We start from the raw sequence: 13,539 nt of genomic DNA on the forward strand, positions 1-13,539 counted from the left end.
AAGTATGCGCGCATGCACAGCCCTTTCAAGGTTCATGCGTACACTGGGAGTTTATGAGTTCAACAGCGAATAACGATATCCATAATGCTTTGGCCAATGCAATGGCTGCGCGTCCGTACACGCACAGGCAGGACGTGGATGCCGGAATTGTGGCCGTGGTGACCGTTGAAGACGATACCCGGTTCCTTGAAGCCACGTTGCACTCGTTGTTGACGCAAAGTGTGCTACCGGGTGTCATCGTTATTGCCGATGCTACTGGCAGCACCACTCAATCATTAAAGACATCATTCGAGGTCATTCCCTCACCGTCCGGCCCGGTATTGCAAATGCCACAGGCCAAACAAGTCAGCATCCAGATCGTGCGCGCCAAGGGAGCCCGCTCGTTCGGCGACGCAGTAGCGAAAGCCTTGACCAAAGCCGATCTTAACGGTTCAACTCGTGCCTTGTGGTTGCTGCACGATGATTCACGCCCATCCGATGCATACTGTCTGGAGCACCTGCTTGAAGCATGGCGCAACGCGCCCGGTGCCAGTGTGCTGGGCTGCAAGCAATGCGATTGGGAAGGCACCCAGCTTCATGACGTCGGCATGTATGCCGGTTCTCATGCCGTGCACTCGCTGGTGGTGGATGGCGAACCCGATCAGGAACAATATGATGGCCGTCAGGATGTATTCGCGGTTTCCTTGGCTGGCGCACTCGTTTCGTTTGATGAATTCAAACGGCTGAAGATCAATTCATGGTTCACCACATATAGCGAATCCGTGGATTTCTGCCGTCGTGTGTGCTTGAGCGGTGGCCGAGTGGTGGTGGTGCCGAAGGCGGAGATTTCGCACCGCCGCGCCCGTTACGAGGGCGTGCGCAATCGCAACGGCGAGCCTCTGGACCATGAGCACACCAAATCCGCGGCAATGACCGTTGCCCGGACTCAGCAGCGTTACTTCTACACTGATGTGCATATGTCCACATGGATTCTGGTATGGCTATGGCGTTTGGTTCGTAGCTTTGGCGTGACCATCGCCTTGCTCTTCCGCAAACAGCCGTATCAGGCGCTGGTGCAATTGTGCTTGCCGTGGCTCGCGCTGACATCAATACCGGGAGCTATTCGTTCAAGGCGACTGGTGGCTCGCCAAAGCAAAGTCGGCATGTCCTCATTGCAGGTGCTCACTGCGGATCGTCGCCAAATCAAACAGTTCCATGATCGGCGTGATGCATTCCAAGCTCAGCGGAACCTTGTATTGCTGAGCCCTCTGGAGCGCGCGCATCTACGCGCACGCCTGGTACGCCGTTGGATTGCCGCCTGCTGCATGGCATTGTTCTGTTTCCTTGCAGTGATGCTGATGTACTGGTCAGTGTTCAAAGACGTATTCTCGGGCGGTTCCCTGTACTCGAATCGATTGCTGCCGACCGGTGCAAGCTTCAAACAGCTGGCGCAATCCGCCACAACGTTATGGGTATTCGGCTCCGGTACCGGTGTTCCGGCACCGCCTACGCCGTGGCTGCTTGTACTGTTGCTGGCCAGCGTGGTGACTTTCGGTCATGTCAGTGCGGCATTGGCGCTCATGTTGTTTGCATCCGCGCCATTGAGCGCGCTGTCTTTCTGGGCTTTGGCTGGTATTTTTACCCGTTCCAATGCGGTGCGCATTCTAGGCGGTCTGCTGTGGGCTTCCACCGGCGTGATGTTCGGATGGTATGCGCAGGCCGATCTGCCCATGCTGACGGTGCTGGTGTTCCTGCCGGCCGCTTTTGCCTTCGTATTCCGCGCCGTGGGCATGTACCATACGGAGGATCCGCTGAAGCCTCGTCCCTCGGTGCAGGCTGCCGCCATCGCCTCATTGTGCTTCGTGCCGGTTGTGGCCTCCGAGCCCCAATTGTTATTGGCGCTGATCGTGGCATTCCTCGCATTCCTGATGTTCGTGAAGCGCAAGCGTTCGGCATTGCTGTTGATTCCTGTACCGGCCGCTTTCGCCGTAGCCCCAACGCTCGTCAATTCGATTCGATATGCACAAGAAGGGGCATGGCGCCAGATCTTCGGCGATATCATGCAACCTTCCAGCGCGATGAATGGATCTCCTGCGGCGCTGAGCCTGTTTGATGCCGCTCAACGCGCATTGGGCTGGGACCCCATGTCCGGTCATGCTGTTGATGTGGCGTTGGCGGTATTGTTCGCGTTGATTACGCTGCTGGCCATTGTCTCATTGGTGTTGCCGTTTGCTTTGCGAGCTTCTCGACTGATGTGGGTGCTCATTGTATGCGGCGGCGCACTGTCCTTAGTCTCCAGTCGTGTGGCTATCGCCGTGGACTCCGATGGTGTTATCGCAGGTTCCGCCCAGCCGGGCAATCTCCTGATGATTCTTGGATTCCTCTCCTGCACCTGTCTGGTTGCCGGTGGTGCGGTCAAGCGATTCAATCCATTGCATGTTTCGGCATCGGATGTTGAATCCGATGCGCAGGCGGCTGGCAATCAGCGCATGATTTCCGTGGGCCGTGTGGCGCTTGCGGTGGTGTTGTCCGCATGCGTGGCTGTGCAATGCTGGTATGGCGTTGTTCGTTACCAGGATGAGGGACTGGGTGTTTCCAATGCCGGTCTGCCGATGGTGACCACTGATTATCTGCAATCCGGCGCTGACCATCGCGTACTTGCCATCAGTGCTGAAACTCGCACGGCAGTCGATTATTCGGTGATGCGCACTTCCCGAGGCGATTTGATCGATAGTTCGCCGATTGCGCGCGCTCGTCTGCTGGATGGCAAGCATGATGATGTCGATATGAAACTTGCTGAAGCCTGCGCGACGCTGCTGTCCAATCCGGATGAGCAAGCCATCGCCACTATCAGCGAGCTTGGATTCGGCGGCATCTATGTGGTTGCCAATGGTCAGGCAAGCGAAGCCTCTTCACCTTATGAGCAGTTGAGCGCCAATATCGCGGCTTCCAATGGCACGCAATCTTTGGTGGCTACGGATGACGGTAGCTATTTCCGCTTGACTTTGCAGAACGTCAACGATCAGAACGTGGATACTTCATGGCAGCAGCGCACTCAGCGCAGCGGATGGCGATACGCATGGCTGACCTGTCTTGCGGTCATCATGGTCTTCTACTGCCTGGTGGCGGTACCGCGTAGGAAGCTGTCGGCCGGACTGGAGGAGGAAGCATGAGCAAGCACATCACATCTGGTTCGAGACGAGTGACCAACATTGTGCTGGGCACTATCACCACCATCATCCTTATTGCGGCATTGGCTGCATTATTTATCCTGCCGGGGCCGAAATCTTGGGTGGATTCCGTTGCCGCGACCGATGATGCCATTGATCAGACCGTGAGCCCGACGCAATCCGAAATGTATTGCCCTGCGCCAATGCAGCTGGCCGATACCGGTACCTACGGCGATAGCGCTTTCCAAGCCACGGTGGGTAATCTGAGTACCAAAGCGCGGTATGCGGCGTTCGGCTCCGTGTACACGTCCACGGTTTCGGCATTCGTGGATGGTACGAGTTCCGATGATGTAACCCTGCAGGATAGCGATGTCACCGATGATTCCGATGTGAAAACCGGCTCGCAGGATCTTGACAGTTCACGACTGATGGATACGCGCATGCTGCAGGCAACCGAGGGCACAGGTACCGCAGGCGCTATCGCATCATGGGCTGATGAAGGCGATCTGAAGGGTGTTTCCGCCGCATCATGCATCGCTACGGCCCTGTCGCAGTCCTTCTTGCTTTCTGGTTCCTCCACCGGCACAACGCAGCAGCTTATTGTGGCTAACCCTTCCACTAAGCCAACTGCGGTGGATCTGTCGATTTGGGGCACGGCGAGCAGCGGCAAACTGGCCTTGTCTACGCAATCCTCGCTATCCGTGCCGGCACAAGGCGAATCTTCGATTGATCTTTCAGCTTCGGTATCCGATCAGAATGGCTTGTATGTCGTGGTTTCCAGCAAGGAGACCCCGATTGCCGCCGTGGTGCGCACGGTTGTGATGGATGGTTTGACCTCCAAGGGATCGGATTTCGCGCTGCCGCTTTCCTCGGCATCGAATGCTGCCGTGGTTCCTTCGGTCAACGATTCCGATACCGTCAGCGCTTACCTGTTCTCTCGTACTGATACCAATACTGAACTGTCTTGGATTACCGAACATGGTTTGGTTCATGCCAAGGATGTTGATGTGTCCGCCGAACAAGTGGAAGTCGTTGATTTGGGCAAGGCTCCGAAGGAAGCCTTGGGCGTTATGTCCACTTCTGAAGACAAGTTGTCCTTCAGTGTCAAAGCCACGCGTTCCGGTGAGTCCGATCAGGCTGATTTCGCGCTGATGAATGCGGCATCGCCCACCAAGCTTTCGGCTCTGGTGGTGCCGGATGATGTTACGGCTGTTCTCTCCGTGGTGAACACGTCTAACAGCGAGCATACGGTGACAATCAATGCGTATGATGCGGATGGCAAGACGGTAAACAGCAAGGAAATAACCTTGGGAGCGAACGCTGCCCAGACCATCGCCGCCAAGGATTTCAACGATGGTGATACCGCGGCAACGATTTTCACGATGGAAGATGATTCACAGACGGTGGGCTGGGGAGCACGGCTTGAGCATGACAATCTTGGCGACGGCAAAATCGCTGGGCTGTCCGCCATCTCAGCAACCTCATTGATGCCCGTCACCTCTCATGTATGGGCGCGAAGCAACGAGGCCATCGTTCGCTGATGCGCCTGCTGATTGGGGAATGCCTCACATTCCCCAATCAGGATCGATTTCCTCGGGTCTGCGGCCATACAATTCAGCCACGCGCGACACCACTTCGTCGCGTATCGCCAGCTGAAGCTCCAGCTTTGTAGGTGCTTCGGTCTGCATCGGCAGACGGTACAGCACCACGCGTGCGGGAATGCCGTGCGAGGCGGGGAAACATTGCGACGTCATATTCGGTTCAGATTGCCACGGCACGGGATCGGAGGGTGGCACATCTTCCACGGCGAACTGCAGCGGCCTGATCAATTCAGGCCAAGCGGTATTCAACCTGCGTATTTGCGCCGCCACCATATCGTCGAACATACCGGTGCGGGTGCGATAGCGAGGCATGCGAATGCCGAACATGGGGGTGCGCATACCCCTGCCATGACGGTTTCGATAGATTCTGGCGTTCCAAGGTGGCTGAAGCATGATTTCCACCATAGGCCAAGGCGAAGGCATTATGCGCTAGGATTGGTTCATTGGTTGCAATCTCGTCAGCGAGGAGGACCCGGCGAATGCCAGTGCAGTCGTGGAGTGAACTTGATTTGGACGAACTATGCGCCAACGCCAGCGTCTTCGGATTCGACCTTGACAATACTTTGGCGAGCTCCAAACAGCCTATGAAACCGGAGATGATCGCGCGGTTCAGCGAACTGACGGCGCGTATACCAGTGGCGTTGATTTCCGGTGGCAGCATGGCTGTGGTCACCATGCAGGTGCTTGATGTACTTAATGAGCACGCCGTGAAAAGCAATCTACATGTAATGCCCACGTCCGGCTCCCGATACTACCGTTGGCTCGATAATCAATGGACTTTGATATACGCGCATGATTTGGACCAACCTACAGTTGCAGCCATTGAATCCAGTTTGGAGCGGCACGCCCGAGAGCTCGGACTGTGGGAGGAACAGGTCTGGGGGCCGCGCATCGAGAACCGTGGCAGCCAAATCACCTTCTCGGCATTGGGCCAGTATGCGCCGGTGGAAGTCAAGCAGCATTGGGATCCTGACGACAGCAAAAAGCAGGCGCTATGCGCATTGGTCAGTCAGGATTTCCCTGATCTGCGAGTCCGCACCGGTGGCTATTCCAGCGTGGATGTGAGCAAACATGGCATTGATAAGGCTTATGCCGTACGTAAACTCGCCAGTGTGATGTCCATCAACGTTGATCGCATTGTGTTCGTGGGCGATCGCATGAGCCCCGGAGGCAATGATTATCCAGCAGTGATGGCTGGAGCCAGGGGAGCGGCTGTGCGCAATCCTCAGGACACATTAGGGCTTCTGGACGCGGTATTAGAACGTATACCAGCGGTGTCTGGCTCGCATGTAGTCTGATGCCTTATGCCACGAGCACGAGCCTCAAGAGCAACGCTTCATTGTGATGCACCGCGGTCCACTCCGGTGCATACGGCATTGAGCTCAGTTGCGCGTGCCGCTTTCAACGTACTGTTGCCGCGCGGATGTGCAGGCTGCGATGCTCCTGATGACATACTATGCGCGGATTGCCTAGGATTATTTGCCCAGTGCAGGTTGCGTGATTTAGAGGTAGAATCCGCCACCGCGGGAGCCGGCTTGCCTGTATGGTCCGCCGCGATCTATCAGGGAGTGGCTCGTCATGCGATTTTGGAGTGGAAAGATCACGATGATGTGGAACTTGATGCCGTATTCTCCCAGATTATGGAGGCGCTGACTCTGCGCTGCGGCATTGTTCAACGTTGTGCTGCTGCCGGATGCACGTCGGTATTGGTGGTTCCCGCGCCATCGTCACGCGCGTCCATGCGCAGACGAGGGCGATGGCATACGTTGCCGTTAGCCCAAGCGGTAGTGAATGCTCTTCAATCGCAATCCATTGCCGCAATGATGACTCAGGCATTGGAAAGCCGTGCATCGGGTGGACGATCCGTGCAGCAGATATCATCGGCGCAGCGAGCACAACGCATAGGTGGAAATATTCATGTGACTGCACCATCCGCATATCGTGGTGCAGCGGTGGTGCTGGTTGATGACATTGTTACAACGGGATCTACATTGCGCCAATGCGCGCAAGCATTGAGGCAGTCAGGAGCTCAGGTGCTTGGCGCATTGGCGCTTGCCGATGTAGCTGGTCAGCATTCCAATATGCTTCAGAGTGCTGAAATATGATATTTGGGCAGTGTGATTTCAAAGTCGGCGCCGCGTTCGTCGTCAACGACTTTAACATTGCCTCCATGAAGCTGGGCGGCCCATCGGGCGATGGACAATCCCAGGCCAGTACCTCCGGATTCGGTACCGGGGCCGGACTTTCCCTTGACGAAGCGACGGAATATGGCAGAACGGTCCGCTGCGGCGATTTGTGAACCGAAGTTCACCACGTTGGTCACAATAGTGCCGTTATTCGTGTCTTCGTGAGTCTCGATAAGCACCGTAGTGCCATCAGGGGAGTGCTTGAGCGCATTGGCAATGATATTGGTGAACAGCTGCCTGAGTCGGTCCTGATCGCCTTCCATTGTGATATCGCCGGGCACATGCATCTGAATATCATGAGCATGGCCGCCATCAGTAATCTCCAATGGCTCTACGGTTTCGTCAAGGAACTCAGCCATATTGAACTGTTCGATATTCAGGCTTGCTGCTCCCGCCTCCATACGGCTCAAATCAAGCAGGAAGGCGATGAGATCGGAAAGACGCTGAGTCTGGGTAAGGATGCTTTCCAAATTGGCTGGCGTCGGTTCCGTAACACCATCCGCCATGTTCTCCACCATAGCCTGCAATGCCGAAACAGGCGTGCGAAGCTCATGGCTGACGTTGGCAATCATATCGAGCCGCATTTTATCCGCATGCTCGAGCTCTTCCGCCATCTCGTTAAAGGAACGGGCCAATTGCCCCACTTCATCATGGCGGGTCGGGTCGATGGTGACGCGCACGGTGTAATCGCCGTCTGCCATCGCCTCGGCCACATCGCGCATCTGGCGTAGGGGAGCGGTAATGCCTCGGGAGAACACGTAGGTGATGCCCAGTGCCACAACCAAGGTCAGCGGCATGGCAATCCAGCCGGACCAGCCGAATTTAAGCAGGAACCAGCACATAGCAAAAGCAATGGCTGTGGCGCACACAATGAGTGCGCTAAGTTCCAGCTTGAGGGAGGAGAATAAATCAACCGGCTTGACGCCGATAACGCCAAGCCGGGATTTCGTAGGTTTCTTTGCTGCGGCCATTACTCAGTAGGAGGCTCGAATGCATAGCCGACGCCATGCACGGTGCGAATCATATCCGCACCGAGCTTATGGCGCAGCGCCTTGACATGGCTATCCACGGTACGGGTGCCGGAAGCGTCGACCCAGTCCCATACCTCTTCAAGCAGTTTCTCTCGCGTGAGCACTGATTTCGGCCTGCGTGCCAAAGTGGCCAGCAAATCGAATTCAGTAGGAGTCAGATGCACCTGTTTGCCGTTGAGCGTGACGATACGTTGAGCCGGATCGATAACCATAGAGCCGAAATCGAGAATCTTCTCGTTCTCGGAGTTCTTGGCAATGACCTTGGCACGTTCCACACGGCGCAGCAACGCCTTGCAGCGGGCGATAAGCTCGCGCATGGAGAACGGCTTGGTCATGTAATCGTCTGCGCCTGCGCCCAATCCGATGACCTTATCAGCCTCATCATCTCGGGCGGTAAGAATTAGCACCGGCACAGGGCGCTCGGCAACGATGCGCTTGGTGGCCTCAAGCCCATCCATCACCGGCAGCATGATATCCATGATGACCAGATCAGGCCTGAGCTGAGAAGCCGCCTGCACGGCCGATGCGCCGTCTCCGCATACGCGTGCGCTCCAACCTTCGGCAGTGATGCGCTGGGCGATGGCGGTGGCGAGCGTAGGTTCGTCCTCCACCACCAACACCGTACGCACCGCAGTGTTCTGACGCGCTGTGGTATTGAGCATAAAAACAGTTACCTTTCAGCCTGTTGACTAGTTCAGTCTTCTGGCTTCAAGAATACAACTCCAAGAGCCGGAACGGTGATCTTTGCCGAGAACGGACGAGAATGGTATTCGCCTTCCTCAGCTTCAACCGTACCGTTGTGGATATCGGAGCCGCCGTACTTAGCGTCGTCGCTGGTGAACACTTCGGTCCACTTACCGCCGGTCGGGAGAGCCACCTGATAGTCGGACCAAGCCTCACCGGAGAAGTTGACCACGACGGCCAGAGTCTCACCCTTGGAACCGATGCGCAGGAAACTCAGCGTGTTGTGATCGGCATCGTCGCTGGTGAGCCACTGGAAGCCGGCCGGATCGAAGTCCTGGCTCCACAGAGCTGGGTTGGCCTTGTAGAAGGCGTTGAGATCGGCCACATACTTCTGAATCTGGCGATGCTCCTCCCAATTCAGGCAATCCCAATCGATGGAAGCATCGTGATTCCATTCGCCCCACTGTGCCAGCTCGTTGCCCATGAAGGAGAGCTTCTTGCCCGGGTGAGCCCACTGGTAGCCGAACAGGGAACGCACGCCAGCCATCTTCTGCCAGCCGTCGCCAGGCATCTTGCCATAGACGGAGCCCTTACCGTAGACCACCTCATCATGGCTGATGGGCAGCACATAATGCTCGGAGTAGGCGTACACCATAGAGAAGGTAATCTCACCGTGATGCCACTTGCGGTTGATGGGCTCCTCGTGCAGGTATTCGAGGGTGTCGTGCATCCAGCCCATGTTCCACTTCAGACCGAAGCCGATGCCACCTGCGGAAGTCGGTGCGGTGATGCCCGGCCATGCGGTGGACTCTTCGGCGATCATCATGATGCCAGGATTGTTCTTGTACGCGGTTGCCGTGGCTTCCTTGAGGAAGTCGATGGCTTCCAGATTCTCGCGACCGCCGTAGATGTTCGGCCTCCACTGGCCAGGTTCGCGGCTGTAGTCGAGGTACAGCATCGAGCTGACGGCATCCACGCGCAGGGCGTCGATGTGCAGGTCTTCAAGCCAGAACAGGGCGTTGGCCACGAGGAAGTTGCGCACCTCGCGGCGTCCGAAGTTGAACACGTAAGTGCCCCAGTCCGGGTGCTCGCCGCGCAGCGGATCGGGATCCTCATACAGCGGAGTGCCGTCGAAGCGGCCGAGTGCAAAGGCGTCCTTCGGGAAGTGGGCGGGCACCCAGTCCATGATTACGCCGATGCCGGCCTGATGGAGCTGGTCCACAAGGTAGCGGAAATCATCGGGGGAGCCGAGGCGGGAGTCGACCGCGTAGTAGCCGGTGACCTGATAGCCCCAGGAGCCGGAGAACGGGTGCTGGGCGAGCGGCATGAACTCGACGTGGGTGTAGCCCTCTTCCTTGACGTAGTCCACGAGTTGCTTGGCCAGATCACGGTAGGTCAGACCCTGCTTCCAGCTACCTGCATGCACCTCATAGATTGCCACAGGGCCATTGGCCGGATTGGTGGCGCGGCGATGGGCCATCCATGCATCGTCCTGCCACTCGTAATGGGAGTCGGTCACGATGGAGGCGGTGTTCGGCGGTACTTCGTGCTGACGTTCCATCGGGTCAGCCTTCATTTCCCACTGATAGTTGGCATTCAGAATATGGAACTTATAGTGTTCGCCGGCTTCGACGCCCGGAATGAAGATCTCCCATACACCGGAGGAGCCAAGCTCACGCATAGCGTGACGACGGCCATCCCAACCGTTGAAATCGCCGACAACACGCACGGCATGAGCATTCGGTGCCCAGACCGAGAACGCGGTGCCGACCAGCTGCTCGCCTTCGGTGCCATTGGCGCTGCCCATCGGGTCGTCGTAACGCAGCACATGGGCACCAAGGGCTTCCCACAGCTTCTCGTGACGGCCTTCACCGAACAGGTAGGTATCCATTTCGCCAAGGGTGGGCAGGTAACGGTATGGGTCATCCTCAACAATGACTTCGCCGCTTTCCCACTCGGTGCGCACGCGGTAATCCGGAACGGCAGGGTTCTTGGCGTCGCCCGCTGCCGGCACGGTGGTCACGAACACACCATTGTGCTCATGGCGCATCGGGTATTCGCCATCCTGAGTGATGACGGTAACGGCTTTAGCGAGTGGACGCAGGACACGAATAGTCACGGTGTCGGCATGCTTGCCGATGCCAAGATGGCCGCCGAGAACCTCGTGGGGGTTGTAGAATTCGGCGTTGCTCACAGCGTCGAGATCGCCCTGAGCAACAGGCACGGTGATGGTATCTTCTTTGATCTGCTTTTCAGTATCCATGCCCCAAAGTCTACGTGTGTAGAAGTTGAAAACGCCGTATTAACGCGGTAAATATATCGAATTTCTGTCAAATTTGTCCTGCCTTAGGTAATGTGAGCGTTCTCATTGGGGCCGGTCCATGCCAAGTGGCACAATTATTCGAGTTTTTGTGTGTGAGCCGTCAGTTCTCGGAGGATTCATGTCTTATCAAGTCGGCGATATGGTCGTCTATCCACGTCATGGTGCAGCAAAGGTGGAGGCCATCACCGAACGGACGGTCAAAGGTGTGACGCGCGAATATCTTCAGCTGTCCGTGCTGTCTTCAGATGGTCTGGTCATTAACGTGCCGGTCGATAACGCCAAGAAGGTTGGTGTGCGAGACATCGTTTCCGGTTCCGAAGTGGCCAAGGTGTTCGAGATTCTTCGTACGCCGATCATCGAAAAAGAGATGAACTGGTCTCGTCGTTACAAGCTGAACGTGGAAAAGATTGCCACCGGCGATGTGAACAAGATCGCCGAAGTGGTTCGAGACCTCGCTCAGCGTGATGTGGATGAGCATGGTCTTTCTGCCGGTGAAAAGCGCATGCTGACCAAGGCCCGCGCGATTCTCACATCCGAGATTGCTCTGTCTGAGAAGATTGACGAGCCGGAAGCACAGCGTCTGCTTGACGTGAACCTTGGCTACGAACCCGCTCAGCCGGGTGATGAGAAGCATCACACCGAGGAGCCGGAAGAGGCTGCGGCGGATACGCTTGCTCGCGTGGCTGCCGAAAAGAAGTCCAAGAAGAAGTGAGCATAATCCCGGCCATCTGGAATGATGAGCCGGGATTTTTGTATCTGTCTTTACCGCACGCATGGCGTTCAGACTCGTGAGCTCAACCTCATGCGTATGTTGGATAGCACAGGATATTGGAGGATTCGTGACTCGCGGCAACATGATGATTGGTCAAGGATTCGATGCTCACCGTTTCGCTCCGGCTGGTACTGGCCGCCCATTGTGGGTCGCAGGTCTTCATTGGCCGGTGCCGGAAAATGCCGATTCGACCGTGGCGGCTCGGTTTGAGGGCATCGAAGGCGATTCCGATGGCGATGTGGCCGCTCACGCGCTTATCGATGCGTTGCTCTCCGCCGCAGGGCTGGGAGACATCGGTTCATTATTCGGCGTGGGTGCCGATGCTCATGGCGCCGGCATGCATGGCGTTGATATGCTCCATGAAACCGTAGGTCATCTTGCGCAGCACGGATATAAACCCACTTCGGCATCGGTGGTGATTGTGGGCAATCGCCCGAAAATCGGTACGCGCCGTACTGAAGCCGAAGCCGTTTTATCCGAAGCGATAGGGTGCCGCGTTTCCGTCACGGCCACCACAACGGATCATATGGGATTCACCGGCCGAGACGAGGGCATTGCCGCCATTGCCAATGCCCTCGTTACATGTACGGACTGATTCATGCGCCTAAGCGAACGTGGCCTCCATCGGGAATAGGGGGGGGGGAATGCCTTCGCTACATGTATGGACTGATCCATACGGTTGGGCTCCAAGTCTCGCTGCTATTGCCAAGTCATAGTCATTATTGGTGTGTGAACAAGTCGGCGCAAGAAATTCCGGAAAATAGTCCACACTTCCCAAAATCTTTGTACTGACAGTATCTCAGTACAAAGATTTCGGGAGATGTAGCAAATTCTCCCGAATTTCTTGCACTGAGAATGACTCAGTGCAAGAAATTCGGGAAGTATGGGTTCTCTTCCTGAAATCCTTGCGCTAGGAGAGTCTGATTGTACTAAGTCGACGCGTGGTGGGAGCTAACGGGTTTTCAGCGCGGCCATACCTTTAGCGATAGCCCAGAACAGCGTGGAAATCGTCACGATGATGAAGCTTGGGGGAGCAGGGAACATAGCGGAAAGCACCAAACCTGCCCAAATGGAAACCAAGCACAGCACGCTGGCGATGATCATGGCTTTCAGCGGCGAGCCTGCAAGAATATTGGCGGCTGCGGCCGGTGTAATGACCAGTGCGAAAATCAGCAAAGTGCCTACGGCCGGCACGGCGATGGTAATAACGCCAGCCATAATCGCCATGAATGCCACATTCATCAATCCAATCGGCACACCTTTGGCTTGGGCGACCTGCTCATCCAGCGAGCTGAATAGCAACGGACGGTAAATAATGGCAAGCAATGCCAGCAGTAGAACATCAAAAATGGCGAAACCGATGATCTGACCAGTAGTAATGGTCAGAATCGAGCCGAACAGAATGGACTGCATCTGCTGCGATGCGGAGCTGGAAAGTCTGGCGAAGAACAGGCCCAAACCAGTGGCGAAAGCCAGAACAGTGCCTGTGGCTATTTCGCGCTCGGATACTCTTTTGCCTAGCGCACCGATCACCAGCGCGCCGCCAAGAGCGAACGCTCCCATACCCAGTGAGACCGGCAGTCCGAGCAGAACCGCGCCGGTAGCGCCGGGCAATCCGACATGGGCCAACGCATGCGCGGCGAACGTGGAATGCCTGGCGATGGTGAAGTATCCCATAACGCCGGCTGCCAGGGCGATGCACAGTCCGGCTATGAAGGCGTTCATCATGAATGGGGCGGTGAGCGTGCTCATCCACTCTGGATCAAACGAGAAATCAATAGAAGTCATTGCTT

The 13,539-nt window shown here is 56.4% G+C and carries 11 protein-coding genes; 6 read left to right on the forward strand and 5 right to left on the reverse strand.

Features of this window, described 5'->3' with window-relative positions; all coding sequences use genetic code 11:
* The first annotated feature begins 53 nt into the window (after positions 1–53).
* Positions 54–3,152 (forward strand): glycosyltransferase family 2 protein, encoded by a 3,099-nt coding sequence (locus BISA_RS04020; RefSeq protein ID WP_033890362.1) that lies wholly within the window; start codon positions 54–56, stop codon positions 3,150–3,152.
* Positions 3,149–4,690, forward strand: coding sequence for a DUF5719 family protein (locus tag BISA_RS04025; RefSeq protein ID WP_033890363.1), 1,542 nt, complete (start codon positions 3,149–3,151; stop codon positions 4,688–4,690). The genes BISA_RS04020 and BISA_RS04025 overlap by 4 nt, the downstream gene beginning before the upstream one ends.
* 24 nt (positions 4,691–4,714) lie before the next feature.
* Here BISA_RS04025 and BISA_RS04030 read toward each other — a convergent pair whose 3' ends face one another.
* Complete coding sequence (locus tag BISA_RS04030; protein WP_081890007.1) at positions 4,715–5,143, reverse strand: metallopeptidase family protein; 429 nt, start codon at positions 5,141–5,143, stop codon at positions 4,715–4,717.
* A gap of 86 nt (positions 5,144–5,229) precedes the next feature.
* Here BISA_RS04030 and BISA_RS04035 point away from each other — a divergent pair, with 86 nt between their 5' ends.
* Together BISA_RS04035 and BISA_RS04040 are read left to right on the forward strand one after the other, a co-directional pair.
* Entirely contained in the window at positions 5,230–6,048 is an 819-nt protein-coding gene (locus BISA_RS04035) for an HAD-IIB family hydrolase (RefSeq protein ID WP_033890365.1), read from the forward strand.
* A gap of 66 nt (positions 6,049–6,114) precedes the next feature.
* Positions 6,115–6,855 carry a ComF family protein gene (locus tag BISA_RS04040; RefSeq protein ID WP_237746089.1) on the forward strand — a complete coding sequence of 247 codons (741 nt, stop codon included), beginning with the start codon at positions 6,115–6,117 and terminating at the stop codon, positions 6,853–6,855.
* Here BISA_RS04040 and BISA_RS04045 read toward each other — a convergent pair.
* Genes BISA_RS04045 through glgB form a run of 3 tightly spaced genes read right to left on the reverse strand, consistent with a single transcriptional unit; the run spans position 6,837 to position 10,914 of the window.
* On the reverse strand, positions 6,837–7,907 hold the full coding sequence (locus BISA_RS04045) for a sensor histidine kinase (protein WP_033890366.1): 1,071 nt from the start codon (positions 7,905–7,907) through the stop codon (positions 6,837–6,839). The two genes, BISA_RS04040 and BISA_RS04045, sit on opposite strands and share 19 nt — an antisense overlap.
* Positions 7,907–8,629, reverse strand: coding sequence for a response regulator transcription factor (locus BISA_RS04050; RefSeq protein ID WP_033890367.1), 723 nt, complete (start codon positions 8,627–8,629; stop codon positions 7,907–7,909). Before BISA_RS04050 ends, BISA_RS04045 begins: the two co-directional genes overlap by 1 nt.
* 32 nt (positions 8,630–8,661) lie before the next feature.
* A complete protein-coding gene (gene glgB, locus BISA_RS04055) occupies positions 8,662–10,914 on the reverse strand; it encodes a 1,4-alpha-glucan branching protein GlgB (protein ID WP_033890368.1) in 2,253 nt (750 codons plus the stop codon).
* A 178-nt stretch (positions 10,915–11,092) separates the two neighbouring features.
* On the opposite strand from glgB, the gene BISA_RS04060 reads away from it, so the two are divergent.
* Both BISA_RS04060 and ispF read left to right on the forward strand, forming a co-directional pair.
* The gene (locus BISA_RS04060; RefSeq protein ID WP_033890369.1) at positions 11,093–11,686 is read left to right on the forward strand and encodes a CarD family transcriptional regulator; all 594 of its coding nucleotides are present in this window, start codon (positions 11,093–11,095) and stop codon (positions 11,684–11,686) included.
* A gap of 142 nt (positions 11,687–11,828) precedes the next feature.
* On the forward strand, positions 11,829–12,341 hold the full coding sequence (ispF, locus tag BISA_RS04065; RefSeq protein WP_033890468.1) for a 2-C-methyl-D-erythritol 2,4-cyclodiphosphate synthase: 513 nt from the start codon (positions 11,829–11,831) through the stop codon (positions 12,339–12,341).
* Between the two features lie 356 nt (positions 12,342–12,697).
* Here ispF and BISA_RS04070 read toward each other — a convergent pair whose 3' ends face one another.
* On the reverse strand, positions 12,698–13,534 hold the full coding sequence (locus BISA_RS04070) for a metal ABC transporter permease (RefSeq protein ID WP_033890370.1): 837 nt from the start codon (positions 13,532–13,534) through the stop codon (positions 12,698–12,700).
* Positions 13,535–13,539: the final 5 nt, after the last annotated feature.

This window comes from Bifidobacterium saguini DSM 23967 (genome assembly GCF_000741715.1).
Taxonomy (GTDB): domain Bacteria; phylum Actinomycetota; class Actinomycetes; order Actinomycetales; family Bifidobacteriaceae; genus Bifidobacterium; species Bifidobacterium saguini.

What these genes read in the sequence shown, in the direction of transcription:
- BISA_RS04070 (WP_033890370.1), bottom strand. Translation starts at nt 13,534, where the DNA reads ATGACTTCTATTGATTTCTCGTTTGATCCAGAGTGGATGAGCACGCTC.
- BISA_RS04045 (WP_033890366.1), bottom strand. Translation starts at nt 7,907, where the DNA reads ATGGCCGCAGCAAAGAAACCTACGAAATCCCGGCTTGGCGTTATCGGC.
- BISA_RS04035 (WP_033890365.1), top strand. Translation starts at nt 5,230, where the DNA reads ATGCCAGTGCAGTCGTGGAGTGAACTTGATTTGGACGAACTATGCGCC.
- BISA_RS04030 (WP_081890007.1), bottom strand. Translation starts at nt 5,143, where the DNA reads ATGCTTCAGCCACCTTGGAACGCCAGAATCTATCGAAACCGTCATGGC.
- glgB (WP_033890368.1), bottom strand. Translation starts at nt 10,914, where the DNA reads ATGGATACTGAAAAGCAGATCAAAGAAGATACCATCACCGTGCCTGTT.
- BISA_RS04050 (WP_033890367.1), bottom strand. Translation starts at nt 8,629, where the DNA reads ATGCTCAATACCACAGCGCGTCAGAACACTGCGGTGCGTACGGTGTTG.
- ispF (WP_033890468.1), top strand. Translation starts at nt 11,829, where the DNA reads ATGATGATTGGTCAAGGATTCGATGCTCACCGTTTCGCTCCGGCTGGT.
- BISA_RS04025 (WP_033890363.1), top strand. Translation starts at nt 3,149, where the DNA reads ATGAGCAAGCACATCACATCTGGTTCGAGACGAGTGACCAACATTGTG.
- BISA_RS04060 (WP_033890369.1), top strand. Translation starts at nt 11,093, where the DNA reads ATGTCTTATCAAGTCGGCGATATGGTCGTCTATCCACGTCATGGTGCA.
- BISA_RS04020 (WP_033890362.1), top strand. Translation starts at nt 54, where the DNA reads ATGAGTTCAACAGCGAATAACGATATCCATAATGCTTTGGCCAATGCA.